Here is a 25,881-nt window from a genome sequence, read left to right as displayed (position 1 = left end):
GTCAAGACCTTGCGCGGACGGATTATGCTCGCAGACACACCGGAAACCCGCGAATTATCGCCCGCAGATGCGCTGGAAGCCGCCCTCGACTGGTGGCGCGAAGCCGGTGTGGAGGACGATTATCACGATGAAGCGACCAGCTGGCTGGCACAGCCGGAAGAAAAGCAGGCCGTAGCGTCGCAGAGGCCCAAGAAACCGCCCGAAGAACCCAAGCAGACCCCGCTCGAACGCGCTTTCGAAGGCACGGCGGGCGAAGCGGCGATCGGGGGCGATGATGCGGCACTTCCCGACAGTCTCGAAAAATTTCGCGAATGGTGGATGAGCGACAAATCGCTGCACCATGCCGGGCCCGAACAGCGCCTGCCGCCGCGCGGCGTTGCGGGCGCCAAACTCATGGTGCTGGTCCCCGAACCGGTCGATGGGGAGAGCGAGGCGCTGCTGTCGGGCGCGCCGGGCCGCTTCCTCGAAGCCATTCTGGGCGCCATGGGGATCGCCCCGCACGAAGCCTATCTCGCCAGCGCGCTGCCCGCGCGCCTGTCGCTGCCCGACTGGGACGGGCTGGCCGAACGCGGGCTGGCCGATGTCACCCGCCATCACATCGCACTGGCCGCGCCGCACCGCGTGCTTGCCTTCGGGCGGTCGCTCGCTCCGCTTTTCGATCTTGCGCCCGAACAGGCGCGCGAGCCTGCCGTGGTGAAGGCGGGCGACAACACTCTTCCCCTGCTGCTCGCGCCGGAGCTGGCCGAACTGGCCCGTTCCGCCCCGCGCCGCCGCAATTTCTGGAACCGCTGGCTGGAATGGACCGCATGACCCTACGCCCCCTGCTCTTCGCTGCCACTGCAAGTCTCGGCACGCTTGCCGCCGCTACCCCCGCGCTCGCCCAGTCGGACAGCGTGGCCTATTTCACCCGCTCGCATTCTTCCGCCCTGCCGCAGATCCTCTCGACCGACGACCGGGCCTATTACGCCTCGCTGTTCGAAGCGATCGAGGCGCAGAACTGGGAGCGGGTCGAACTCGCTTTCTCGCAGCACCCCGACGGCCCGCTGCACGGCGCGGCGCTGGCGACCTATTTCCTCGATCCAAACAGCCCGCGCATCGAACTGCCGCGGATCGAGGACTGGCTGCGGCGCTATCCCCGCAATCCGCAAGTCGAAGGCATCGTGCGGCTCGGCCAAACCCGCGGCCTGACATGGCAGCCGGGCCTGCCACGCCAACAGTCTCTCTCGCGCCAGCCGGGGATTACCCGCCGCGCGCTGCCCCGCCCGATCAGCGACGGGACCATGCCGGCCAATGTCAGCTCGGCCATTCTCGACCGGATCAAGAATGACGATCCCGATGGCGCGCGCCTCCTGCTCGACGGGGTGGACGCCTCGCTGTCGCCGCAGGCCCGGGCCGAATGGCGCCAGCGGGTCGCGTGGAGCTATTATATCGAGAACCGCGATGCCGAAGCTTACGGCATGGCGCAGCTGGTCTCGCAGGGGTCGGGCCCGTGGGTGGCAGAGGGCGACTGGGTGGCCGGCCTTTCCGCCTGGCGCATCGGCGATTGCAATCGCGCCGGGGAATTCTTCGCCACATCGGCCAAGGGAGCGGACAATCCCGAACTCCGCGTGGCGGCACATTACTGGGCCGCGCGCGCGCTGATCCGTTGCCGCGAACCGCAGGCGGCGCAGGCGCATCTGCGCGCCGCCACGCAATATGACGAGACGCTTTACGGCATGCTCGCCGCCGAACAGCTGGGCAAGGATCTGCCCGCCGATCACACTGCGCCCGACCTTACCGCCGCCGACTGGCAGCGACTGGCCGACGAACCCGCCGTGCGCGAGGCGGTGATGCTGGCCGAAGTGGGCCGCCGCGATGTGGCGGACGATGTGCTGCGCTGGCAGGTCCGCTATGGCGATCCCGACGATTTCGCCGCCCTCACCCGCCTCGCCCGCGCGCTGGGGCTGGCGGGCACGCAGACCTACATGGCCTATAACGCGCCGCGCGGCACCGCCTCGCCGCCCAATCTGCGCTGGCCGGTCGCCTATCACACGCCGCATGGCGGGTGGCGTGTCGATCCGGCGCTGGCCTTCGCCCATGCGCTGCAGGAATCGAATTTCCGCGAGCGCGTGGTGAGCCCCGCCAATGCCATCGGCCTGATGCAAATCCGCCCGATCGCAGCGCGCGAATATGCCGGGTCGATCAATATGAGCGCGAATGCCGATCTTAAGGACCCGCGCACCAATCTCGCCTTCGGGCAACGCACGCTGGAGGCGCTGGCACAGGCCAGTTACACCAATGGGCATCTGCCCAAGATCATGGCCGCCTATAATGCCGGGCCCACCCCGGTCTCGCGCTGGAACAGCGAGGTGAACGATCAGGGCGATCCGCTATTGTGGATGGAATCCATCCCCTATTGGGAAACCCGCAGCTATGTCGCCATCGTGATGCGCAATTACTGGATGTATCTGCGCCAGGCCAATGCCGCGGCCCCCAGCCGCAAGGAACTGGCCGAAAACGACTGGCCGCAATTCCCCCGCACCCGCTAACCCTTTCGTTTTTCAAAGGAACCGCCGATGCCGATCGACGAAAGCCGGACCTTCAAGCCGGTCAATATCGCCCTGCTGACCATCTCCGACAGCCGCGAGCTGAAGGACGATACTTCGGGCGATATTCTCGCCGAACGGATCGCCTCGGCGGGCCACACGCTGGCCACGCGCGAGATCAGCAAGGACGACAAGAACGAGATCGCCGCCCATCTTCACCGCTGGATCGACGATGAGCAGATCGACGTGATCCTCACCACCGGCGGCACCGGCCTCACCGGCCGCGACGTGACGCCCGAAGCGCTCGACCGGGTGAAGGACAAGGATATCCCCGGCTTCGGCGAACTGTTCCGCATGCTCAGCTATGACAGCATCGGCACCAGCACCATCCAGAGCCGCGCCTGCGCCGTCCTGTCGCGCGGCACCTACATCTTCGCCCTGCCCGGCTCCAACGGCGCGGTGAAAGACGGCTGGGACAAGATCCTCGCCTACCAACTCGACAGCCGCCACCGGCCGTGCAATTTCGTGGAACTGATGCCGAGACTGCGGGAGAAGTAGGGGTAGGTGTGGATTGCCGCGTCGCTTCGCTCCTCGCAATGACGTAATCACCCCTTTCACGTCATTGCGAGCGTAGCGAAGCAATCCATCACGCAACGATCGGAAGCCACCCACCCCATGGCGCACCGCGAGACATTCCAGCCCGCCGTCTACATCATGGCGAACAGGAATCACGGCACGATCTATGTCGGTGTGACCTCCAACCTCGTGCAACGCATCTGGCAGCACCGCGAAGGCATCGGCGGCGGGTTCACTGCCCGCTATGGCTGCAAACGGTTGGTGTGGTTCGAACTCCACGGCACGATGGAAAACGCCATATTGCGCGAGAAGCAGTTGAAGGCCGGATCGCGTGCGAAGAAGGTTGCGCTGGTCGAGGAGATTAATCCTCGCTGGCAGGACCTTTACGGCGAGATCACCGGCTAAGGCAGCGCAGGACAATGGATCGCCGCGCTACGCTCGCGATGACAGACGAAGTCATTGCGAGGAGCGTAGCGACGCGGCAATCCACACCTCGCCTCAAGCGCACCCGCGCCCACCCGCCCCCCCACCCGAAAATACCATTTTCCTACTCGCCAATCCCTGCATAAGGGATCCGGTTCGCTTCCCATTCCCGAAGGAGACGGACCAATGACCCACATGCCCCAGGACATTCCCGTGCGCGGCTGGACGCCCGGCCGCAAGGCGCGCTTTCTCGACCGGCTGGCGGTGCACGGCAACGTGCGCGAGGCCTGCCGCTGCGTCGGCCTGTCCGCCGAAGCGGCCTATCGCCTGCGCCGCCGTGACGAAATGTTCGCGCGCGGCTGGGCGGCGGCGCTGGTGCTGGCGCGGCAGAATTGCGAACAGGTGCTGGGCGAACGCGCGGTCGAGGGCGTGGAAGAGGAAATCTTCTATCGCGGCGAACTGGTCGGCACGCGCCGCCGCTATGACAGCCGCCTGCTGCTGGCCCACCTTGCCCGGCTCGACCGGCTGGTGGACGAGGATGGAGCCGGCTCTGACGCAGGCCGCTTCGACGAGATCCTAGCCAGCGTCGCCGATCCGCGCACCGAACTCGCCCCGCGCCCGGACAAGGCCGCAAGGCCCGCCACGCCGTCGTTCGAACAGCTCATGCTGGAAGACTATCTCGGCTATCTCGAGGAACTCGGCATGACCCCCGCCGAAGCCGACGTCTATTCCGCAGACGCGGCCTTCCACGCCATGCTGGAAGAGGAAGGGCTGGAGCATATCCCGGGCGATCGCATAGCGGAAACGCCGCCCCGGCCCGAACCGCAGGCCGACACGCAGGCCAGCGTCCCCACGAGCGAGGAGAGCCTGCGCTCTGTCTATGGCTCGATCGACAGGCTCTGCGACACGCGCCCCGGTGCCCTGCGCAAGCAATGCGGCTCCCCCGCCTTCGCATGGCCCAAGCCAGCGCCCGAAACGCTCGCCCGGCTGGCCGACGGGTTCACCGCACAAACAGGCGGCCAGCGCAGCGCAAATGGCCCCGCATCCGCCCCGGCCATTTCATTCCCCAGGACAGTGTCAACTGTGTCAACCTCCACCCTCGCAACCGCCCTCGCCGCAAACGCCGCCCGCTCCCCTTTCAGCGCGCCGCGCGCGTTGCAGGCCGGGAGGCGGAGGGGATAGGCAGATAGGCTCTGGCAATCGGCGCATGTTCCATATATGTTCTCACTTATGGAACGCCGTTTCGAACCAGCCATTCCCGGCCGCGGGGCGCAGGGGTCAGAGGTGCCGACGCGCTTCGGTCTGGCGACTCGCGAGACCGATGGCGACTGGCGCGATTACATGGAGGCGCTGGCCGAAACCGACGGCGAAGCGCCGGCCAAATTGCGCACCCGGGTTACCGAGGAACACCCGCGCACCATCCTCAGCTTCAACCAGTCGCCAGACATCTTCTTCGACCGGTCGATCAACGCCTATCGCGGGTGCGAGCATGGCTGCGTCTATTGCTTTGCGCGGCCGACCCATGCCTATCACGACCTGTCGCCGGGGCTGGATTTCGAGACGCAGCTCTTCGCCAAGCCCAATGCCGCCGAATTGCTGCGCGCCACGCTGGCCAAGTCCAAATACCGGCCCCGGCCGATCGCCATGGGGACGAATACCGATCCCTATCAGCCGATCGAGCGCACATACCGGATCACGCGCGACGTGCTGGAAGTGTGCCTCGATGCGCGGCACCCGGTCACGATCACGACCAAGTCGGACCGCGTGCTGGACGATCTCGACCTGCTCGCCGAACTGGCGGAGCGGCGGCTGGTGGCGGTGGCAATTTCGGTGACGAGCCTCGATCCCAAGCTTTCGGGGAAGCTCGAACCGCGCGCAGCTGCGCCCGCCAAGCGATTGATCGCGTTGCAGAAACTGGTGGATGCAGGCGTGCCCAGCCATTGCTCGGTCGCGCCGGTAATCCCGGCCATCACCGATGAATTCATGGAGGAAATCGTCCAGCGGGCGGCGGCCATCGGGGCGGACAGCGTGGGCTGGATCCCGCTGCGCCTGCCGCATGAAGTCGCCCCGCTGTTCCGCGAATGGCTCTCGGTCCACTACCCCGATCGCGGCGACAAGGTGATGAGCATCGTGCAATCGATCCGGGGCGGCAAGGACAACGATCCCGACTTCTTCAGCCGCATGCGCCCCACCGGCGTATGGGCCGACCTCTTCCGCGCCCGCTTCCGCTTGGCGTGCAAGCGTGCGGGCTTGCGTAAGACGAAGTTCGAGCTGGACTGCACGCAGTTCAGGCCGCCTGCGGTGGGTGGGCAGTTGCGGTTGTTATGACGGTTGGCGGGCCGATGCGGCGGGCATACGGCCCTGCCCACTCCAAACGATCAGGGGCAGCGCACCCAGGTCATGCGCTTGTCTTCGCCATAGCGGTAGCGGAGCGAATCGTCGGGCAGCAGCCGCATGTAGAAAGCATAGGTGGTACCGGGGCTGTCGCCATATTGCTCGAACACGGTCAGCGCGGCGGCTGGGCCATCGGCGCGGACATTGCGGACTTCGCCGGTGCTTTCGAAGAATTTGATCGCCTTCGCCTCAACCGTGAACAGCCCGTGACTGGGCTCGTCGCACTTGGCCGCGCTCTCGGCATATGTCCCGCGGAACCGCTCCGGCACGCTGTCCTGAAGCGGCGCGCGATCGGCCATCTCGTCATCGGCATTCTTCTGGTTGCCGGTATCGGGAGCTGGCTGCTCCTCACCACTCGCAACTGTCGAGGAGGATGTGCCGGCAGAGGTTGATGTCTGCTCATCGACGGGCGCACTCGCATCATTCTGCGAGCAGGCAGCGACGAGAAGCAAAAGCGGAGCGGATAAAAGAGACCGTTTCATTCCGGTTCTACCGCCCCCGACGAAAAACGTTCCGCCACGCGGATCAAGATCGATAAGGCTCTTTGAAAAGTTAAGACGAATGCGGCCCTGATACTTGGCCGATGTGGAGCCCGGCGGCGGCAGGTCGAAATCAGTTCCGCTCCGGATATGGATTCGCCTCGAGTGCGTCCAATACCCATTGTGCGCGGCGCCTGACTGCCTGATCCGGTTCTCGGGTAAGCTCCTCCAAGCGCGCTCTCAACTCTGCATCGACGACATAGGGTGCAAGCTTGCAAAAGCGCCTGAATTCGCGGCGGTGGCAAAGCCGAACCTGCTTCAAGATCAGGTCTCGCAGACGCCTCTTTTGCTCTACCGTCAGGCGCCTCTTCTTGAGGTTTTCGAGAAGACTTTCCTTGAAATAACCCGAACGGAAGAAGACCGGGTCGCCTTCAAGAAATGCGAGTATGTCACCAACCGACATCTGATCGGGACGGTCGTAGCGCCCTAGATCGCCGGGGTAGGCGCGCGACAGAGCGCCTCCGAAATCATGCAGCGCCTTTTCGAACGCCTGGGTTCGTGGGTCATTCGGGTCACCACGGTCGCGCAGTTTCTCAGCCGCTTTTTTATAGCGTTGCTGCGCATCCTGAACAACTCGTGCCAACTGCGCATAGCGATAGGGATTCACACTAAATATCGCGGCTAAAAGATACGTTCAAAAAATCCTCTATCATTCAATTCAGTGCTGAAATGTGAGTAGGCTATTTGCTCATATAGTTTGTCAGTTTGCGTCTTTGTAAACTGACTTCCGTCCAAGTTTCCTGTTTTAGCTTCAAGCATCCAAGGCAGATATTCTTCGATGCCCTCACTCACACGCTCATTGGTTTGATTGACAGTTATTCGATGAAGCTTGAAACCGGGACCGAACTCGGCATCCAGCTCATCTGGTTCGACCAATTTCGCTGTCGAGGGGTCATTCACGTCGTCGAATGTCACCAGCATTGGCATAAAGTTATCTACCCTTGATCCTTTGAGCCGCCGCGAATTCGACCAGATAGAGATGGGCTTGGGCGCGCCCCTTCCGTATCTTTTAAACAATCTACTCATCCCGTCGGTAGGCTGCATGGAGTTGACATGTTCGCCAAGATTAAGGGCAAACAACAGGCGTCCATCCGGTAGCTCGACCGTCACGGCCTCGCCTTTCAGCCGCCAAACCGGTCGGCTTTCTCCTAACATGAACGGAAAGTTGGGAGGTGTAACCAATGTCATCTGTCGCACGGTACTTCCGCTGCGAATTCCCGAAGGCGTTTCTACCTCCACCGTCATTTTGTAGCGGGTCGCGTCTTCCCTGTAACCGCACGCTTTCATGGACAGAAAGATAACCAGAGCAGATACAGCCAGAATCTTAAGTATTTTCACTGCGCCGCCCTGCTCACATCGATTTTCATCAGGCGTTTTTTTCACCTAATCTTGAATATTTCGTCAAGATTTGCATGCAATTTCAGTACTGCCGGAAACAGGATTAAATTAAATAAGAAATTTCGAAAACAGTTCGGTACGGAAATGAATTTCAGTTCCCTTACGGCCACGGAGAAAGCTGATAGGCGGTTCCGAAAAGGCTAAAACCCCTCACCCATCGCACCCGGCTTGAACCGCACCAGCCTGCTGTCGACCAGCGCCGCCGTGCGATTGACGACCGCCTTCTGGTAGTCGGGATCCTTGACCATTTCGAAGAAGGCCCCGGAGTTGGGATATTGCGCGACGAAGCCGTTGTGCCATTTCATCGCCTCAGGGCCCGTCAGGACCGCTTCGAAAACCGCGCCACACGATGATGCCACCTACCCGACGAAAGACGTTCCGCCACGCGGATCAAGATCGATAAGGCTCTTTGAAAAGTAAAGACAAACGCGGCACGTTCAAACGTGCGATCCGGGCGTTATGTGCGAAATGACATGCCGTACAGTCCGGTAAAGCATCATCACGGTGGCCGCCAGCAACGCCACGACCATGACCGTAGCGCCGAACAGCACTTCGTACATCATGGGATACCACTGGTTGGGGATGCCATCGAACTCTCCGACCGGAAAAACGAGCACCAGCAGCAGGCCGAGGCTGGCCAGCAGCGAAATGGTGGCCAGCCGGGCGATGCGCTCGACATTCTCGTAAACCAGATCGTTGAAGTCATGATCGGATCGGCGCACCACGCCGATAAGGGTCAGCATCAGTGCCAGCGTGGTGGCCGAAGCGGTCGCGCTGGCGGACCCGAGATACAGGCCCGAACGTGCCAGAGACTCGAGCAGCGCCAATGCTTCGCCCGTCCCATAAACGGACCCGATCGCTTTGCGTGCTCCAAAACCAAAAAGACAGACGGCGACAAAGACCCCGGCGGGCCACAACCAATGTTTCATGCCTTCTCTACGGTCAGGCATGCCGCCCGGCCCCGCTCCACACAGATGTTAGGAGCAGCGGGGCCGAGCCTGCGACCCGCCCGTCGTTTCAGGACGGCTAAAACCCCTCACCCATCGCACCCGGCTTGAACCGCACCAACCTGCTGTCGACCAGCGCCTCCGTGCGGAAGTTGACGAGGCCAATACACTCTTGATGATTTAAAACTGTATGTGCAGCCGCAGAGGCGGAGCCGTTTCTTGTTTACGACCGCTGCATAGCCACAGTTTCGAATTGCGGATAACCTGCTCTGAAACAGCGCTGCCCTTCTTCCAGGCGCCTTAAGGGAATGGAGGTGACTTTCTTCAGCCCAGCTTTCTCCAATGCCTTTTCTTCCACGTCGACGCAGTGCTCAAATAAACTGCGCATTGTCTTCCCGTCGAGATAGACCATTCTCCAAAATTCGTTTTTGGAGATCGCGATCATTTCATCGCTCTTGCCATGCTCAAACAGGCTTTCGGCAATCGCCCCTTGGTAATTCAGTGAGATATCAGAATGAACCAGCCTCCAATTCAAGCAGGGGATCGAATTACTTTCCCAGCACTCATTTCGATCATTTGCGAAGATATTCTCCGCGACCATGACACAGTGCTCCGATCGCTCGGCGTGGGTCCACTGGACATCTCGTGAACAATTGAGCGCGTTTTGGCGTAGACTCTCCAAATCGGCTGGGATCGGCATCTCTTCTTTGTCTTTAGCAGCGTCACACGCGCTCAAGATCATTAGAACGATCAGCGGTCCAATTTTCTTGATCAAAACCCCTCACCCATCGCACCCGGCTTGAACCGCACCAACCTGCTGTCGACCAGCGCCGCCGTGCGATTGACGACCGCCTTCTGGTAGTCGGGATCCTTGACCATCTCGAAGAAGGCCCCGGCGTTGGGATATTGCGCGACGAAGCCGTTGTGCCATTTCATCGCCTCGGGGCCAGTCAGGACCGCTTCGAAAGCCCCGCGCCACACGATGGTGCCGCCTACCCGGCGGAAGATCGGGCCGCTGGTCTTGCCGTATTCCTTGTAGGCGCGGCGCCCGCTCCAGCCCTTGCCGGCGTTCTCATGACCGTCGGGATAGGCGGCTTCCTCGCGAAATTGCAGGAGGTTGAGCATGTGGATCGGCTCGTCGCGCGGCAGATCCTTGAAAGCCTGGAAGTTGGCGGGGCTCGGGTCGATGTAGGTATCGGTCATGTTTTGCTCCTCTCCGTCATTGCGAGCGTAGCGCGGCAATCCGTGGCCGCAAGCGCTACGCCCGTCGGGTTGATTGCCTAAACCGCCAGCTCCCGCCATTCGCCGGGCGCGAGGCCATCCACGCTCCAGTCGCCGATGCGCCAGCGCACGAGGCGCAGGGTGGGCAGGCCAACGGCGGCGGTCATGCGGCGGACCTGCCGGTTCTTACCCTCGGTAATCTCCAGCGCGATCCAGCTGTCGGGCACGCTCTTGCGATAGCGGACGGGAGGATCGCGGTCCCAGACGGGCGGCGGGTCGATCTTGCGGGCACGGGCGGGCCGGGTCTTGCCGTCCTTGAGCTCCACGCCCCGGGCGAGCCGGTCCAGCGCTTCAGCCACGACCTCCCCCTCGACCTGCGCGAGGTAGGTCTTGGGCATCTTGTGGCGAGGTTCGGCAATCCGTGCCTGCAACCGGCCATCGTCGGTCAGCAGCAGCAGCCCCTCGCTATCCTTGTCGAGGCGGCCAGCGGGATAGACGTCCGGCACATCGACCAGATGCGCCAGCGTGTCGTCCGCGCCATCCTTCCCGCCGGTGAATTGCGAGAGCACACCGAACGGCTTGTTGAGCAGGATCAGCCGGCTCACGCGCTATTCCGCTTCGGGCAATCGGTAATCGGCAAAGCGGGCGCGCAGGTCCTTCTTGCTGATCTTGCCGGTGGCGGTGTGGGGAATATCATCCACGAATTCGACCGCATCGGGCAGCCACCATTTGGCGACCTTGTCGGACAGGAAGGCGATAATGCTCTGGGCATCACATTCCGCGCCGGGCTTCGGCACGACGAACAACACGGGGCGCTCGTCCCACTTGGGGTGCGCCATGCCGATGCAGGCCGCCTCTGCCACGGCGGGATGACCCACGGCGGCATTCTCCAGCTCGACCGAGGAGATCCATTCTCCGCCGGACTTGATCACGTCCTTGGTCCGGTCGGTCAGCTGCAGCGTGCCGTCGGGATGGAGGATGCCGACATCGCCCGTGTCGAACCAGCCATCTTCGGTGACCGCGTCTTCCTCGGCCTTGAAATAGCGCTTCACCACCCACGGCCCGCGGATCTGCAGCGCGCCCGACGTCTTCCCATCGCGCGGCAGGACCTTGGTGAAATCGTCGAGATCGACCGTCCGCAGTTCCACGCCGAAGATCGGGCGGCCCTGCATCTGGATCTTGGCGACCTTCTCCTCGAAGCTCATCTGCTCCCAGTCATGCGTGGGCCCGCCGACCGTGCCGATGGGCGAGGTTTCGGTCATGCCCCAGGCATGCTGCACGCGGATGCCGCTCTTCATCAGTCGCTCGATCATGGATTTGGGCGCAGCCGATCCGCCGATGGTCGCGACCTTCAATGGGGGCAGGTCGATGCCTTCGGCGTCGCAATATTGGAAATGCGCCAGCCACACGGTGGGCACGCCCGCGCTGTCGGTCACGCCTTCCTTGATCATCATCTCATGGAGCACGGCCGGATCGTTCACCGCGCAGAAGACGAATTTGATCCCCGCCATCGCGCCGGCATAGGGCAGCCCCCAGCTCGCGGCATGGAACATGGGCACGACGGGCAACATCACGCTGGCGGCGCTGAAGGCAAAGGCGGCGGGTTGAAGGCCGGCCATGGCGTGCAGCATGGTGCTGCGATGTTCGTACTGCACACCCTTGGGATTGCCGGTGGTCCCGCTGGTATAACAGATCATGCAGGGATCGCGCTCGTCGCCTTCGACCCAGCAATAATCGCCGTCCTCCGCGCCGATCCAGTCTTCGAAAGAGGTCGCGTGTTCGCCGCTATCAAAGCAGATGTAATGCTCTACGTTGGGCCAGCGGTCCTTCATCAGGTCGATGATCGGCTGGAACATGGCATCGTAGATCACCACGCGATCCTCGGCATGGTTCACGATATATTCGAGCTGGTCCTCGAACAGGCGCGGGTTCACCGTGTGCAGCACCCCGCCCATGCCCGCCACGCCGAACCAGCTGACCAGGTGCCGTGAATGGTTCATCGCGATGCTGGCCACCTTATCGCCGGGTTTGATGCCGAGCCGCTCCAGCGCCTGCGCCATCTTCAGCGCATCGCGGCGGATACCTACCCAATTGGTGCGGGTTTCGCTGCCGTCCGCCCAATGGGTAACGATTTCACGGCTTCCCGCCTCGCGGGCTGCGTGATCCACCACATGCGTCACGCGCATGGTCCAGTCCTGCATCGCTCCGAGCATCAGCATCTCTCTCCTCGTATCGCAGCGCCCCTGACGGGCGCTTGCTTCAGGCGACGAGGCGAAGGTGCGAGCCGCCGCGCCGCTTGTCGAGCTGCACCTTGGCAAGGCCGGGCACGCTTGCCAAGCGTTCTGCCAGCTCCCCGTCGAGCGCGAAATTGCGGCCCAGGCGCATGGCGGGTTCGGCATCGCTGCCGAGCCGTAGCGTCACCAACACTTCGTCCTGGCCCTTGCCGGCTTCGGACAATTCGCGCTGCAGCGTTTCGACCGCACTGGTATCGAGTATATCGAGCGTCAGGATCATCGGCGTGGCGCCTTTCACCTCCGACAGAGGTGTGCCTCCGCGCACGGTGATGCGGGGCGGTTCGTCGGGACTGGGGGAATCGAGTTCGACCTGCAACAGGACGCAGGTCTGGTCCTCGGCCCATTTCAGGAACCGCTCGACCATGCTTTCCTCGAAGCAGGCGGCGCTGAACTGGCCGGTTGCATCGGAGAAATCGGCCCGGATGAACGGCTTGCCGCGGCGGGTGGTCCCCTTGTTCACCTTTTCGACCATGGCCGCCATCACGGCATTCGATCGCCCGCCAACAGGTGCACCGCCCGCGATCAGCGAGGCGTAGGTGCGCGATCCATTGGCAGAAGCGATGTCCTTCCACGCGGCGACCGGGTGATTGGAGAAATAAAAGCCGAAATTCTCGCGTTCTCGGGACATGCGCTCGGCACGCGGCCAGTCCTCGACCTCACGCAGGCGCAGCGTTTCGCCGGGAGCATCATCGCCGCCGAACATGCTCGCCTGCCCGCTGGTCCGCTCGCGCGCCGCAGCTTCCGCCACGGCCAGCAGCATGTCGGCATTGGCGAAGACCTTGGCCCGGTTGGGTTCGAGCGAATCCAACCCTCCGGCACAGGCCAGCGCTTCGAGCTGGCGCGAGTTCATCGAGCCCTTGGGGATACGTTCGAACAAATCCTGCAGGCTGTCGAACTGGCCGGAAACCTCGCGTTCGGCAACGATGGTCTCCATCGCCCTTTCGCCGACATTGCGGATCCCCGCCAGCGCATAACGCACCGCGTAACCGGTATCGGTCTGCTCGACGGTGAATTCGGCTTCCGATTTGTTGATGCACGGAGGCTCGACCGCAATGCCCTGCCGCCGCGCATCGTCGACGAAGATGGTCAGCTTTTCCGACTGGTGCATGTCGAAGCACATGGAAGCGGCGTAGAACTCTTCCGGGTAATGCGCCTTCATCCACGCCGTCTGATAGGCCAGCAAGGCGTAGGCCGCGGCGTGCGACTTGTTGAAACCGTAACCGGCGAACTTGTCGATCAAGTCGAACAATTCGTTGGCCTTCGCCTTCTCGATCCCGCTGACTTCCTTGCATCCGGCCACGAAACGTTCACGCTGGGCGTCCATTTCCGCCTGGACCTTCTTACCCATGGCGCGGCGCAGCAGGTCGGCATCGCCAAGCGAATAGCCGGCCAGGATCTGCGCGGCCTGCATGACCTGTTCCTGATAGACGAAGATGCCGTAAGTCTCGGCAAGAATGCCTTCGAGCTTCGCGTGCGGATATTCGATGGGCACCTCGCCCGCCTTGCGTTTGCCGAACAGCGGGATGTTGTCCATCGGGCCCGGTCGATAGAGCGAGACGAGCGCGATGATATCGCCGAAATTGGTCGGCTTCACGGCTGTCAGCGTGCGGCGCATGCCTTCCGATTCCAGCTGGAACACGCCGACCGTGTTACCCGCCTTCATCAGTTCGTAGACCGCCGGATCGTCGAGTTCGAGCTTGGACAGATCGATTTGGACACCGCGCTTTTCCAGCAGGTCGGTTGCCTTCTTGAGCACGGACAGCGTCTTGAGGCCGAGAAAGTCGAACTTGACCAGACCGCTGCTCTCGACATTCTTCATGTCGTATTGCGTGACCGGCATGTCCGATCGCGGATCGCGATAGAGCGGGACCAGCTTCGCGAGCGGCCGGTCACCGATGACCACACCGGCAGCATGGGTCGAGCTGTTCCGCGGAAAGCCTTCGAGCTGCATGGCGAGGTCGATCAGGCGTTTGACCTCGTTATCGTTATCGTATTCCGCCTTGAAATCCGCAGCCCCGTTCAGCGCACGCGGCAGCGTCCACGGATCGGTCGGATGGTTGGGCACCATCTTGCAGATACGGTCGACATGGCCGTAGCTCATCTGCAGGATCCGGCCCGTATCGCGCAGTACGGCGCGCGCCTTCAGCTTACCGAAGGTGATAATCTGCGCCACGTGGTCATGCCCATATTTGGCCTGCACATAACGGATCACCTCGCCGCGGCGCGTTTCGCAGAAATCGATATCGAAGTCGGGCATGGAAACGCGTTCCGGATTTAGGAATCGTTCGAACAGCAAGCCGAGCTGGATCGGATCGAGATCGGTAATCGTCAGTGCCCAGGCGACTAGGCTGCCTGCACCCGAACCACGGCCCGGCCCGACAGGGATGTCGTGATCCTTGGCCCATTTGATGAAGTCGGCAACGATCAGGAAGTAGCCGGGAAAGCCCATCTGGTTGATGATGCCGACCTCGTAATCGAGCCGGTCGAAATAGACCTTGCGGTCTTCCTCGCTCATTTCGCCATAAGGTTCGAGCCGTTTTTCCAGCCCGCGCCTCGCGTCTTCCTCCAGCATTCGAGCCTCGCCCTCGAGGTCGCCGGCGAGACTGGGCAAGATCGGCTTGCGATAGGGCGGCGCATAGGCGCAGCGCTGCGCAATGACGAGCGTATTGGCCACGGCTTCGGGAAGATCGTCGAAGGCCTCTTCCATCATATGGGCGGTCTTGACGTAGCTTTCCGGGTTGGACTTGGGCCGTTCCTCGGCATCGATGTGCGTCGAATTGGCAATGCACAGCATGGCGTCATGTGCCTTGTACATATGCGGTTCGGCGAAATTGGCCGGATTGGTCGCGACCAGCGGAAGGTCGCGTGCATAGGCGAGGTCGATCAGCGCCCCTTCGGCACCTTCCTCGACCGGATCGCCGCGGCGGGCCAGTTCGATATAGAGCCGGCGGGGGAAAAAGGTCTCCAGCTTTTCCAGCATGGCCAGCGCGTGACTTGCCTGTCCTTCTGCCAGCAGGCGGGTTACTGCGCCCTCGCTGGCCCCTGTCAGAGCGATCAGGCCATCGGTGCGGCCTTCCAGATCCTTTAGCGCGATATGCGGTTCGTATTCGAGCGGACGGTCGAGATGGGCCTTGGAAACGAGGTGGCAGAGATTGTCGTAACCTGCCTCGCTCTGGGCATAGAGCGGAAGATAATCGACCTGTTTGCCTTCATCGTCGCGTGCAATGCCCAGCAAGGTGCCGGTAATCGGCTGGATGCCTTCCGCCTTGCAGGCATTGGCGAACATGACCGCGCCATAGAGGCCATTGCGGTCCGCCATGGCGATGGCCGGAAAGCCGCGTTCCTTGGCGAGCTTCGCCATCGCCTTCGGGTCGATCGCCCCTTCGAGCATCGAATAGGCCGAGAGCACGCGAAGGGGGACGAAAGGCTTGTAGGGCATCCCGGCAAAATAGGTTTCTGAGCGCCAATCTCAAAGGGGCGCGGCGAGGTTATTCTCCACAGGCCGTGGAGAAACTCAGTCTTCTTCCGAGACCGCGATTTTCCGTCGGGTGTCGCGAATGGTGGACCAGGCACCGTAGGCCACCAAGGCGGCCAGGAATATCCATACCCAGACGGGGATATTGCGCCCGGCAATCGCGAGATAGAGATAGGCCGATACGAAGAAAAATCCGGCCAGCATTGTCGGCAGAACAGTTGATCGTCTCGCCCTCGCCCGCTTCACGAGCCAGGCAATCGAGGCGAGGAAGAAAGGGATGGCGCCGACATAGATTGCGCCAAAGATATACGGGTTCACGCCATATTGCTCGCCGAGCGAGAGGAACCACTGGTTGAGATCTGCCAGCATGGTTCAGAGCAGCTTTTCGATATCGCCTGCGATGGCCGCCGGGGCATCGGTCGGACCGTAACGCTTCACAACATTGCCTTCGCGGTCGATCAGGAACTTGGTGAAGTTCCACTTGATCGCTTTCGACCCCATCAGACCGGGAGCTTCGCGCTTTATCCAGTCGAACAGCGGACTGGCATCGGCGCCGTTCACGTCGATCTTCTGCATCAGGGGAAAGGTCAGGCCGAAGTTCACCTTGCAGAATTGCTCGATATCCTCGGCGCTGCCCGGTTCCTGACCACCGAACTGGTTGCAAGGGAAGGCTAAGACTTCGAAGCCTTGCGCCGCATAATCCTGATACAGCTTTTCTAGCCCGTCATATTGCGGCGTAAAACCGCACTTGCTGGCGGTGTTCACTACCAGCAGCACCTTGCCGAGCTTCTCCTGAAGGTCGAGTGTGTCGCCCTTGTTGGTTTCAACGGAGAAGTCGGCAATGGTGGTCACTGGCTGGATCCTTATGCCGTCAGGCGGCCGGGAAATCGCTACGCTGCGACAGTTCGGCGATTTCCGGAGCGTGATATTCCCGGTCACCCAGCTTTTCGATGTAATAGGCCGAACGCTCGTCTTCGGGCATAAGCATCATATGGCGAACGAGTTCGGCAAAGGAGCCAGAGCGCAGCCCCTTGGCACCATCGAGCACGCCGTCATTGTCATCCTTGCGATGCAAAGATGCGCGGTCATCCCATTGAATCCCCCGGCGATGGCATTCGTCGCCTTTGTAGGTACTGGGGTGGTCGGTCATTCAATAAAACTCCTTTTTCGCCCTAACGTGCGAAGGGCGCTTCGGGTCCACTATCCAAGAACGCCTTCGTGCAGACGGACCACACGGTCCATCCGCGCCGCCAGGCGTTCGTTATGCGTCGCGATCAGTGCAGCGCTACCTTCGCCCCTGACCAGCGACAAGAACTGTTGGAGAACCTTGTCCGATGTCGCCTCGTCGAGATTGCCGGTAGGTTCGTCCGCCAAAACGAGATCGGGCCGATTAGCCAAACCGCGCGCAACGGCCACGCGTTGCTGCTCGCCGCCGGAAAGCTGGCTTGGCCGATGATCAAGCCTGTGGCCAAGGCCAAGCGCCGTCAATAATTCATCGGCGCGCACCTCCGCCTCGGCACGAGGCTTGCCCGCGACGAGCTGCGGCAGGATCACATTCTCCCGCGCATCGAAATCGGGCAGGAGGTGGTGGAACTGATACACGAAGCCAAGATGATCGCGGCGCAGTGTCGTGCGCGCATTGGCATCACTCTTCTCTGCGGAATTGCCGGAGATCAGGATTTCGCCGCCAAAACCGCCCTCCAGCAGGCCCACGGCCTGCAGCAAAGTCGACTTACCCGAACCCGAAGGCCCCAACAGCGCGACGATCTCGCCGGGCATGATATCGAGGTTCACGCCACGCAGCACGTCAATGCGCACCCCGCCCTGTTCGAAACTGCGGGTCAGCCCGCGAAGCTGGACGACAGGATTATTCATAACGCAGGACCTGTACCGGATCGGTGCTGGCGGCCTTCAGCGCCGGATAGAGCGTCGCAAGGAAACTCATGATCAGCGCAAGGCCCACGATCATGGCGATTTCCACCGGATCGGGCTTTGACGGAATGGTGCTGAGGAAGCGAACCTGCGGATCCCACAAATCGGCCCCGGTCAGCCAGCTGATGGCGGTAACGATCTGTTCGCGGAAGCCGAGCACCAATGCGCCGAGGATCAATCCGGCGATGGTACCGATCGCGCCCACTGTGAAACCTGTCGTGACGAAAATCTTGGTCAGGCTGCGCCGTGTCGCCCCCATCGTGCGCATGATAGCAATGTCGCGGGTCTTGGCTCGCACCAGCATCACAAGGCTGGAGAGGATGTTAAACGCGGCCACCAGAACCATGAAGCTCAGGGCAAATGCCATGGCCGCACGCTCCACCTGCAGCGCTTCGAACAGCGTCGAATTGATGGTCTTCCAGTCGCGCACCACTGCCCGGCCCGCCAGCGATTGCTGAACCGGAGCAAGGATGTCCTCCACCTTGTCGGGATCGGTGACCTTCACTTCGATCATGCCGATCGTGTCGCCGATCAGCAGCAGTGTTTGCGCATCCTGCATCGGCATGACGACGAAGGCACCGTCATAGTCATAGACGCCGACTTCGAAGATCGCCGCGACCTCGTAACCGACTTGGCGCGGGACAGTCCCGAACGGCGTGGAGCGGCCTTGCGGGTTGATGATGGTGATGGTGTCGCCCACGCGCGCACCGATATTCTCGGCAAGGCGAACACCGATCGCGACTTTGCTGGCTCCCGGCTGCAGAGCGTCGATATTGCCGGCGACCACTTTCTCGCCCAGTTCGTTGATGTCGGCAGGCGTGTTGCCGCGCACCAGAATCGCCTCGACCCTACCGTTGAAAGTTGTCAGCAGGGGTTGTTCGATGAGAGGAGACGCTTCGGTGACGCCGGGCGTGTCCTTCACTTCCTGAAGAACATTTTCCCAGTCGTCGAGCCGTCCGCCATAGGCCTGCACGATCGCGTGGCCATTCAGGCCGACGATTTTGTCCAGCAATTCGGCCCGAAAACCGTTCATCACGCTCATCACGATCACCAGCATGGCGACCGAGAGCATGACGACGGTAATCGAAATACCGGCGACGAGCGCAATGAAAGCCTCGCTCCTGCCCGGAAGCAGATAGCGTTTGGCAATGGTCCGTTCGAAAGGTGAGAGCAGCAAGGCGGTCCCGATGAAATGGTTCGCAGATAGGATATCCGATGGGATGGGCGTTTAGGCAGAGATTTCTGGCGGCGCAATGAATGGCTGCAAAATCTTGTCCGCAAACCGCCGCACAAACCTTGTAATCGCGCCGTAACATCGCCATTGGAGCCGCACTCAGTCACCATCGCGGACAGCACCATGAATTGCACCCACCCCTTCCTCGATGCGGATGGCGATAAGCTGCGCGAAGAATGCGGCGTTTTCGGCGCCATCAACGCAGCAGATGCCGCCGCCGCGACCGCGCTTGGCCTACACGCCCTGCAACACCGGGGGCAGGAAGCCGCCGGTATCGTGGCCTGGGACGGTGTCGAATTCCGCACCCGCCGCGGCCTTGGCCATGTTGCCGAAAATTTTTCCTCGCAGGAAGCTATCGCGGAACTGCCCGGCCACATGGCGGCCGGTCATGTGCGCTATTCGACCACTGGCGGATCGGGCCTGCGCAACGTGCAGCCGCTTTACGCCGATCTGGCGAGCGGTGGCTTTGCCGTCGCGCATAATGGCAATATCTCCAACGCGGGCACATTGCGGCAGGAACTGGTTCAGCGCGGGGCCATCTTCCAGTCAACCTCCGACACCGAAGTCATCATCCATCTCGTGGCGACGAGCCGCTACCCCACCATCGTCGATCGCCTGGTCGATGCGCTGCGCCTGCTCGAAGGGGCCTATGCGCTGATCGTGATGACCCCCGAAGGCATGATCGCATGCCGCGATCCGCTCGGCATCCGTCCGCTGGTCATGGGCAAAATGGGCGATGCGACCGTGTTCGCCAGCGAAAGCGTCGCATTCGACGTGGTCGGTGCGGAAATGGTTCGCGAAGTCGAGCCTGGCGAATTGATCAAGGTCGATTACGACGGCAATGTCGATTCGCTGCACCCCTTCGGCAACCACTCGCCGCGCCCCTGCATTTTCGAACACGTCTATTTCAGCCGCCCGGACAGCTTTTTCGCGGGCCGCAGCGTTTACGAAGCGCGCAAGGCGATCGGCGCCGAACTGGCGAAAGAGACCCCGGTCGAAGCCGATCTGGTCGTTCCGGTGCCTGATAGCGGCGTGCCCGCCGCCATCGGCTATGCACAGGAAGCGGGCATCCCCTTCGAACTCGGCATCATCCGCTCGCACTATGTCGGACGGACCTTCATTCAGCCTTCGGACGGCGCGCGGCATGCCGGGGTGAAGCGCAAGCATAACGCCAACCGCAATCTGGTGGCCGGCAAGCGGATCGTGCTGATCGACGATTCCATCGTGCGCGGCACCACTTCGATGCAGATCGTGGAAATGATGCGCGATGCAGGCGCGAAGGAAGTGCATTTCCGCGTCGCCAGCCCGCCGACAGCGCATAGCTGCTTCTACGGCGTCGATACCCCTGAACGCAGCAAGCTGCTCGCCGCACGCATGGATGTCGAACCGATGCGCGAATTCATCAAGGCTGACAGCCTGGCCTTCGTTTCGATCGATGGGCTTTACCGCGCAGTCGGCGAAAAGCCGCGGGTCAAGGAATGTCCGCAGTTCTGCGATGCCTGCTTCACCGGCGATTATCCCACATCGCTGACCGATCTTGCCAAGCGCGAAGACAAGCAGGCCGAACTCGCCTTCCCGGCGGAAAAGGTCGCCTGAGATGACGAAAGCTCTCGAAGGCAAACTCGCGCTTGTCACGGGCGCCAGCAAAGGCATCGGCGCCGCCACCGCGGTGGCGTTCGCAGAGGCCGGTGCGCATGTCGTGCTCACGGCGCGCGATGTGCGGGCGCTGGAAACGGTCGAGGACCGCATCCACGAAGTTGGCGGCGCATCCACCATCGCGCCGATAGATCTTGGCGAAAGCGATGGCATTGCCCGCCTCGCTTCTGCCATCGCCGGGCGCTGGGACAAACTCGATTATCTGGTAATCTCGGCTGCCTATCTGCCGACTTTGTCGCCCGTTACCCAGATCGACGGCAAGCAGTTCAGCCAAGCTGTCACGACGAATCTTCTCGCAACGCAATCGCTACTGGCGAATTTCGATCCGCTGCTGAAGCGCGCCGATGCTGCACGGGTCATCGGCCTGACCAGCAGCGTGGGCGAAACGCCGCGCGCCTACTGGTCGGCATACGGCGCGACCAAGGCCGCATTCGATAATCTGCTTGATGCCTATGGGCAGGAAGTCGAGAAGATCAGCAAGGTTCGCGTGGCGACCATCGATCCGGGCGCAACCCGCACGGCAATGCGCGCCAAGGCCTATCCGGGGGAATATCCGGCGACGGTCAAGCCGCCAGAAGACGTTGCCAAGCGCATCGTGGGTCTGGTTGTGAACGATTTCGCCACGCGGCACCGCGAACGGATCGACTGACGCATTAACCCTGTGCTGCAACGATTTCTTAAATCGGTTCTGCGACATTGCCCGAAATTACATCACGCCTGCTTTGCGTGATACCTCATTTGCATCCAGGGCAAAGGAACGTTGCACATGACCTACCAGACGCGAGATAGCTATTCGTTGGCTGCGCAGGAAGATCGCAGCGCGCCACGAACGAAGATCACGATCCCCGGCCAGCTCCGTGCCAGTGGTGGACGCGCGTTCCAGACAGTCATCCATGACCTCTCGATGTCAGGATTTTCCGCTGCGGCAATCAATCGCATGCATGAAGGCCAGATGTGCTGGCTGACCTTGCCCGGGCTCGAATCGCTTCAGGCCCAGGTGGTGTGGTGGGAAAACTGCATGGTCGGCTGTGCGTTCAACGAACTGCTGTCGCCGATCGTGCATGACAACATTCTTGCCCGCTATAGCGGCGCAGCGGCTTATCGCCCTTACTGAATAACCTACGCAGGGCGCTACGCGTCTCGCGGGGCTCATATTCACTCAATTGCAGAGCCTACTACCCATTGGGTACCCGCCGGTCATCTCGGATGCAGCGATCCGCAAGGATTGGGACTTTCTTCTGACCGAGTAGATATGGCCGGTAGTAGAGAGCTGCGCACTCGAGACTCTCCCAGTTGCCAGGAGCGGAGATGGCTCTCGGCCAACCGAGTGAGAAGACATGCCAGCACTGTCCGGACCTCCTGGCTGCGGCAGAGCTTAGTATATTGCTTGGCGAAGAACGTAGCCCGATAAGTCCGCAGTTCGGTTTTGCTGTTCGGTGAAGCTAGAAAATGTTCCTTAGGAAAACGCGAAAAGCCGGGGCGGCGGCCAAGAAGGCGACGCGCGCACCGGCTTTCCGTGTATTCGGGAACGCCGGGGGACAGTCCGGCATAACCTGCGGTTGGGAACGAGGAACCGCAAGCGTTCCCGCTTGAAGGGATGTGATCAGTCTTCCGCGTCCGGGCCTGTCATCATCTCTTCGGCGACCTCGTCGGTTTTGCCGCGGATCGCAGCTTCCAACTTGGCGCACATTTCTGGATTTTCGCGAAGGAAGTTCTTGGCGTTTTCGCGGCCCTGTCCAATCCGGACGCTGTCATAACTGAACCAGCTTCCCGATTTTTCGACCACACCAGCCTTTACGCCAAGATCGAGGATTTCACCGATCTTGGAAATACCTTCGCCATACATAATGTCGAATTCGACCTGCTTGAACGGCGGAGCGACCTTGTTCTTCACCACCTTTACGCGGGTAGCATTGCCGATCACTTCGTCACGATCCTTGATCTGACCGGTCCGGCGAATATCGAGACGGACAGATGCGTAGAACTTGAGTGCGTTACCACCGGTCGTCGTTTCCGGATTACCGTACATGACACCGATCTTCATCCGCAGCTGGTTGATGAAGATGACCATGCACTTGGAGCGGTTGATCGACCCGGTCAGCTTGCGCAGAGACTGGGACATGAGGCGGGCCTGGAGGCCGACATGGCTATCACCCATCTCGCCTTCGATCTCGGCACGGGGAACCAGCGCCGCAACCGAATCGACCACGAGGATATCGATCGCATTCGAACGAACCAGCGTATCGGTGATTTCTAGCGCCTGCTCACCCGTATCGGGCTGCGACACGATCAGTTCGTCAATATCTACACCGAGCTTTTTCGCATAGACTGGATCGAGCGCATGTTCCGCATCCACGAAGGCAGCCGTGCCCCCGGCTTTCTGCGCTTCGGCAATGCAATGCAAGGCCAGGGTGGTCTTGCCCGAGCTCTCCGGCCCGTAAACCTCGATGACGCGCCCCTTGGGAAGGCCACCAACGCCGAGTGCGATATCCAGCCCCAGAGATCCGGTGGAAATAGCCTCCACATTCATGGCCTCTTTCTGGCCCAGCTTCATGGCAGAGCCTTTACCGAACGCACGGTCGATCTGCGAAAGGGCGGCATCCAATGCCTTCTGACGGTCTGCGTCCACTTTCTTTCCTTCTACAAGCTTCAGACTGGCCGCCATGACACATTCCCTTCTCGGTTTTCCAGAGCCGGTATCGACTCTTCAACTGCGAAGTGATGTACCCATTATGTTCCAATAGAACAAGAGGGGAACGGAATTTTTTCTCAAATAGTCCGTAACGATAGTGGCAAGCAGCCGAAAATAGCCCTCAGCCGTTGGCTTTGCGATGTTCCGAAAGCACTTCGGATACCTTGGCGTTGATCTGCTGTACGCTGAAAGGTTTAGGAATGAAGTGCATATTGTCGATGTCGATATCGTTGCGCAGGTGCTCTTCGGCATAGCCGGACATGAACAGGATGGGGATATTCGGTTTGATACGACGAATGGCGCGCGCCATTGCTGGTCCGTCCATGGCGGGCATGACCACATCGGAAACAATCAGGTCGAAGTCTTCTTTGCCCTTGGCGATAGCCAGCCCTTCCTCACCATCACGTGCGGATGTCACCGCATAGCCTGCCCGCGCGAGGGCCCGCTCAGCAACCGCCCGGACCATGTCCTCGTCCTCCACGAGAAGGAGCCTGCCGCCCCCAGCCCATTCGCTCGCTTTCGCCTCTTCGGGTTCCTCAGCGCGGCGTGGCCCCAGAACATTGCCCTTGTGGACCGGCAGATAAATGGTGAACCGGGCCCCTGTGGGTTTGCCTTGAGGATCAAGAACGTTGTCGGCGAAAATGAAGCCGTTCGACTGCTTCACGATGCCGTACACTGTCGACAGGCCCAGCCCCGTGCCCTTGCCCTGTTCCTTGGTCGTGAAGAACGGCTCGAAGATCTTGTTGAAATTGTCGGTCGGAATGCCGCCGCCCGTGTCCTGAACAATGAGGACGGTGTAGTCATCGGCAGGCATGACATCCACGCCCATCCTGCGCACATCGCGCGCCGCCACTCTACGGGTTGCGAGCATCAGGCGGCCCTTCCAGTCCTGCCGACCCTGCTTTTCCGCATGGCTTTGCATCGCATCGCGGGCGTTGACTGCCAGATTGATAATGACCTGTTCCAGCTGCTGTGGATCGGCGCGGACCGCGCCAAGCTCGCGGTCGTGGCGGACGGAAAATTCGATCTTGTCGCCCATCAATCGCTTCAGCAACTGGCTGACTTCGCTCACCACGTCGGGCATCTGGAGCACGACCGGGCGCAAGGTCTGCTGACGGCTGAAGGCGAGCAATTGCCGTGTCAGCGAGGCGGCACGATTGGAATTGGCCTTGATCTGCTGGATATCGTCATAATCACTGTCGCCGGGCGTGTGCCGCAGCAACATCAGATCGCAATAGCCGATAATCGCGGTGAGCACATTGTTGAAATCATGCGCTACACCGCCCGCAAGCTGACCGACCGCCTGCATCTTCGTCGCCTGAGCCACCTGCCGGCGAAGCCTTTTCTCTTCCGAAGAATCGGTAATGGACAGCAGGACCGCTGCGTCTCCCAACCCGCGCACACCGGCCAGGCCGATCGAGACGGGCTCTTCCTTATTGTTGCCCAGACGGACAGCCATATCGCCGCTGGCCGTGGCGCCCTTCGCAAATCGCCTGACTGTATCGGCGAGCGCGGCCTTGTCCTCCCGCACCACCAAGTCGGAAGGAAACTGCGGCAGCCCTTCCCCTTCTCGTTCGACCGCGCGAAGGAAGGCCTTGTTCGCAAACAGGAAACGTCCGTCGCGATCAGTGAGAGCGAGACCGAGCGGAAGAGCCGAAAGGAGAGCTTCGAGCTGCGGGATGGCGGTCTTGCCGTTGCCATGAGCGCCACCGCCGATACCCACGGTATTGTCGATCAGCACCATCAGGGAGGGCGGTTTTTCTGTATCCGGCCGGGAAGGATTATCCATTGGCACGTGGACCAGTGTTTGTGGCGATCCCTGCTGGCCTTCGCGGGCGAAGAATATACGGTCACGGTCGTCGGACCGCAGCAACTGAACGAATTCTTCGCCTACCAGCGAAATCGCCCTGCTGCCGGTCGTCCGCTCGGCCAGGCCCGGCGTAGTGGCCTTCACGATACCGTCGGATGCGACAAGGGCAACTTCTATGCCCGAGTTGGACAGCATCTCGCTCAACGGCCCGTCGAGCCATTGAGCGACACCTTCATGCGTTTCCTGCTGGACGATCTTTCCAAAGCGCCAGACCAGATAATCTTCGCCCCGCCCCGCCCGCTCGACGGAAAGAAAAACCTGGTCTTCTCCTTCTTCGAGCACCAGGCCATCCGCCTCTGCGGTGCCTTCGCGCCAAGCACGGCGGGCCGCCTCGGCAACCCTTGCCTTCCCGGCGCCCGAGAACGCGAGCTCGTGCGGAGCAAGCGGCCCACCGAACCACCTTTCATAGGTCGAATTCGCGCAGGTCATGCGGTTGGCGCGATCAACCACGGCAATAGCCGCTTCATCGTTCTCGATTGCCGACGCGGTCAAGCTCCAGTCGGGCTGCGCTAAATCCTCGCTAGCATTTGTTGCTGCCAGGCGCGGCGATAGCATCAAGGTCAGCACCACGACGACCAGCGCCCCGGCATAGGCCGCTGCGGCGAGTGCCGTTCCCGCGGCCAACCACACAAGCGCTATCGAGACTGCAAAGGCCAGGAGAATACCCAGCATCAGCGGCACGGGTGGTAGACTGTCGGTTTCCAG

The 25,881-nt window shown here is 61.4% G+C and carries 26 protein-coding genes; 9 read left to right on the top strand and 17 right to left on the bottom strand.

Annotation, left to right across the window (positions count from 1 at the left end):
* The first annotated feature begins 24 nt into the window (after positions 1–24).
* The 6 genes from ACYQ0G_RS02065 to ACYQ0G_RS02040 all read left to right on the top strand — a co-directional run bounded on the left by ACYQ0G_RS02065 (position 25) and on the right by ACYQ0G_RS02040 (position 5,852).
* The gene (locus ACYQ0G_RS02065; protein WP_460098719.1) at positions 25–810 is read left to right on the top strand and encodes a uracil-DNA glycosylase family protein; all 786 of its coding nucleotides are present in this window, start codon (positions 25–27) and stop codon (positions 808–810) included.
* Positions 798–2,528: a lytic transglycosylase domain-containing protein gene (locus ACYQ0G_RS02060; RefSeq protein WP_460098717.1), complete on the top strand. Its 1,731-nt coding sequence runs from the start codon at positions 798–800 to the stop codon at positions 2,526–2,528. Before ACYQ0G_RS02065 ends, ACYQ0G_RS02060 begins: the two co-directional genes overlap by 13 nt.
* A 27-nt stretch (positions 2,529–2,555) precedes the next feature.
* Positions 2,556–3,083, top strand: a complete 528-nt coding sequence (gene moaB, locus ACYQ0G_RS02055) for a molybdenum cofactor biosynthesis protein B (RefSeq protein ID WP_460098715.1) — start codon at positions 2,556–2,558, stop codon at positions 3,081–3,083.
* Positions 3,084–3,200: 117 nt separating this feature from the next.
* Positions 3,201–3,506, top strand: a complete 306-nt coding sequence (locus tag ACYQ0G_RS02050) for a GIY-YIG nuclease family protein (protein WP_460098713.1) — start codon at positions 3,201–3,203, stop codon at positions 3,504–3,506.
* 204 nt (positions 3,507–3,710) lie between these two features.
* The gene (locus ACYQ0G_RS02045; RefSeq protein ID WP_460098711.1) at positions 3,711–4,706 is read left to right on the top strand and encodes a hypothetical protein; all 996 of its coding nucleotides are present in this window, start codon (positions 3,711–3,713) and stop codon (positions 4,704–4,706) included.
* A 36-nt stretch (positions 4,707–4,742) separates the two neighbouring features.
* Entirely contained in the window at positions 4,743–5,852 is a 1,110-nt protein-coding gene (locus tag ACYQ0G_RS02040) for a PA0069 family radical SAM protein (protein WP_460098709.1), read from the top strand.
* Positions 5,853–5,902: 50 nt separating this feature from the next.
* On the opposite strand, the gene ACYQ0G_RS02035 is transcribed toward ACYQ0G_RS02040, so the two are convergent.
* The 15 genes from ACYQ0G_RS02035 to ACYQ0G_RS01965 form a co-directional block, all read right to left on the bottom strand.
* Positions 5,903–6,400: a hypothetical protein gene (locus ACYQ0G_RS02035; RefSeq protein WP_460098707.1), complete on the bottom strand. Its 498-nt coding sequence runs from the start codon at positions 6,398–6,400 to the stop codon at positions 5,903–5,905.
* Between the two features lie 130 nt (positions 6,401–6,530).
* Entirely contained in the window at positions 6,531–7,064 is a 534-nt protein-coding gene (locus ACYQ0G_RS02030) for a hypothetical protein (RefSeq protein ID WP_460098705.1), read from the bottom strand.
* 14 nt (positions 7,065–7,078) lie between these two features.
* The gene (locus ACYQ0G_RS02025) at positions 7,079–7,840 is read right to left on the bottom strand and encodes a hypothetical protein (protein WP_460098704.1); all 762 of its coding nucleotides are present in this window, start codon (positions 7,838–7,840) and stop codon (positions 7,079–7,081) included.
* A 155-nt stretch (positions 7,841–7,995) separates the two neighbouring features.
* Positions 7,996–8,160, bottom strand: a complete 165-nt coding sequence (locus ACYQ0G_RS02020; RefSeq protein ID WP_460098702.1) for a hypothetical protein — start codon at positions 8,158–8,160, stop codon at positions 7,996–7,998.
* 132 nt (positions 8,161–8,292) lie between these two features.
* On the bottom strand, positions 8,293–8,784 hold the full coding sequence (locus tag ACYQ0G_RS02015; protein ID WP_460098700.1) for a hypothetical protein: 492 nt from the start codon (positions 8,782–8,784) through the stop codon (positions 8,293–8,295).
* A gap of 241 nt (positions 8,785–9,025) precedes the next feature.
* Positions 9,026–9,577: a hypothetical protein gene (locus tag ACYQ0G_RS02010; protein ID WP_460098698.1), complete on the bottom strand. Its 552-nt coding sequence runs from the start codon at positions 9,575–9,577 to the stop codon at positions 9,026–9,028.
* Positions 9,574–10,005 carry a DUF1330 domain-containing protein gene (locus tag ACYQ0G_RS02005; RefSeq protein WP_460098697.1) on the bottom strand — a complete coding sequence of 144 codons (432 nt, stop codon included), beginning with the start codon at positions 10,003–10,005 and terminating at the stop codon, positions 9,574–9,576. Before ACYQ0G_RS02005 ends, ACYQ0G_RS02010 begins: the two co-directional genes overlap by 4 nt.
* A 77-nt stretch (positions 10,006–10,082) precedes the next feature.
* Positions 10,083–10,628, bottom strand: a complete 546-nt coding sequence (locus ACYQ0G_RS02000) for a pseudouridine synthase (RefSeq protein WP_460098695.1) — start codon at positions 10,626–10,628, stop codon at positions 10,083–10,085.
* 3 nt (positions 10,629–10,631) lie between these two features.
* Positions 10,632–12,236, bottom strand: coding sequence for a long-chain fatty acid--CoA ligase (locus ACYQ0G_RS01995; protein WP_460100577.1), 1,605 nt, complete (start codon positions 12,234–12,236; stop codon positions 10,632–10,634).
* 46 nt (positions 12,237–12,282) lie between these two features.
* Complete coding sequence (dnaE, locus tag ACYQ0G_RS01990; protein WP_460098693.1) at positions 12,283–15,756, bottom strand: DNA polymerase III subunit alpha; 3,474 nt, start codon at positions 15,754–15,756, stop codon at positions 12,283–12,285.
* A gap of 75 nt (positions 15,757–15,831) precedes the next feature.
* Positions 15,832–16,161, bottom strand: coding sequence for a hypothetical protein (locus tag ACYQ0G_RS01985; protein WP_460098691.1), 330 nt, complete (start codon positions 16,159–16,161; stop codon positions 15,832–15,834).
* A 3-nt stretch (positions 16,162–16,164) separates the two neighbouring features.
* Positions 16,165–16,644, bottom strand: coding sequence for a glutathione peroxidase (locus ACYQ0G_RS01980; protein ID WP_460098689.1), 480 nt, complete (start codon positions 16,642–16,644; stop codon positions 16,165–16,167).
* 19 nt (positions 16,645–16,663) lie between these two features.
* Positions 16,664–16,942, bottom strand: a complete 279-nt coding sequence (locus ACYQ0G_RS01975) for a P-loop NTPase family protein (RefSeq protein WP_460098687.1) — start codon at positions 16,940–16,942, stop codon at positions 16,664–16,666.
* A 50-nt stretch (positions 16,943–16,992) separates the two neighbouring features.
* Entirely contained in the window at positions 16,993–17,667 is a 675-nt protein-coding gene (locus tag ACYQ0G_RS01970) for an ABC transporter ATP-binding protein (RefSeq protein ID WP_460098685.1), read from the bottom strand.
* Positions 17,660–18,901: a lipoprotein-releasing ABC transporter permease subunit gene (locus ACYQ0G_RS01965; RefSeq protein ID WP_460098683.1), complete on the bottom strand. Its 1,242-nt coding sequence runs from the start codon at positions 18,899–18,901 to the stop codon at positions 17,660–17,662. The genes ACYQ0G_RS01970 and ACYQ0G_RS01965 overlap by 8 nt, the downstream gene beginning before the upstream one ends.
* A 180-nt stretch (positions 18,902–19,081) precedes the next feature.
* Here ACYQ0G_RS01965 and purF point away from each other — a divergent pair, with 180 nt between their 5' ends.
* The 3 genes from purF to ACYQ0G_RS01950 all read left to right on the top strand — a co-directional run bounded on the left by purF (position 19,082) and on the right by ACYQ0G_RS01950 (position 21,728).
* On the top strand, positions 19,082–20,554 hold the full coding sequence (gene purF, locus ACYQ0G_RS01960) for an amidophosphoribosyltransferase (protein ID WP_460098682.1): 1,473 nt from the start codon (positions 19,082–19,084) through the stop codon (positions 20,552–20,554).
* A 1-nt stretch (position 20,555) separates the two neighbouring features.
* Complete coding sequence (locus ACYQ0G_RS01955) at positions 20,556–21,263, top strand: SDR family NAD(P)-dependent oxidoreductase (protein ID WP_460098680.1); 708 nt, start codon at positions 20,556–20,558, stop codon at positions 21,261–21,263.
* Between the two features lie 117 nt (positions 21,264–21,380).
* Positions 21,381–21,728, top strand: coding sequence for a PilZ domain-containing protein (locus tag ACYQ0G_RS01950; protein ID WP_460098678.1), 348 nt, complete (start codon positions 21,381–21,383; stop codon positions 21,726–21,728).
* Between the two features lie 489 nt (positions 21,729–22,217).
* On the opposite strand, the gene recA is transcribed toward ACYQ0G_RS01950, so the two are convergent.
* Together recA and ACYQ0G_RS01940 are read right to left on the bottom strand one after the other, a co-directional pair.
* The gene (gene recA, locus ACYQ0G_RS01945; RefSeq protein WP_460098676.1) at positions 22,218–23,279 is read right to left on the bottom strand and encodes a recombinase RecA; all 1,062 of its coding nucleotides are present in this window, start codon (positions 23,277–23,279) and stop codon (positions 22,218–22,220) included.
* Between the two features lie 148 nt (positions 23,280–23,427).
* Complete coding sequence (locus ACYQ0G_RS01940) at positions 23,428–25,848, bottom strand: response regulator (protein WP_460100575.1); 2,421 nt, start codon at positions 25,846–25,848, stop codon at positions 23,428–23,430.
* Positions 25,849–25,881 lie beyond the last annotated feature (33 nt).

The organism is Qipengyuania triglochinis (assembly GCF_054655615.1).
This window is presented reverse-complemented; position numbering and strand designations above follow the sequence as displayed.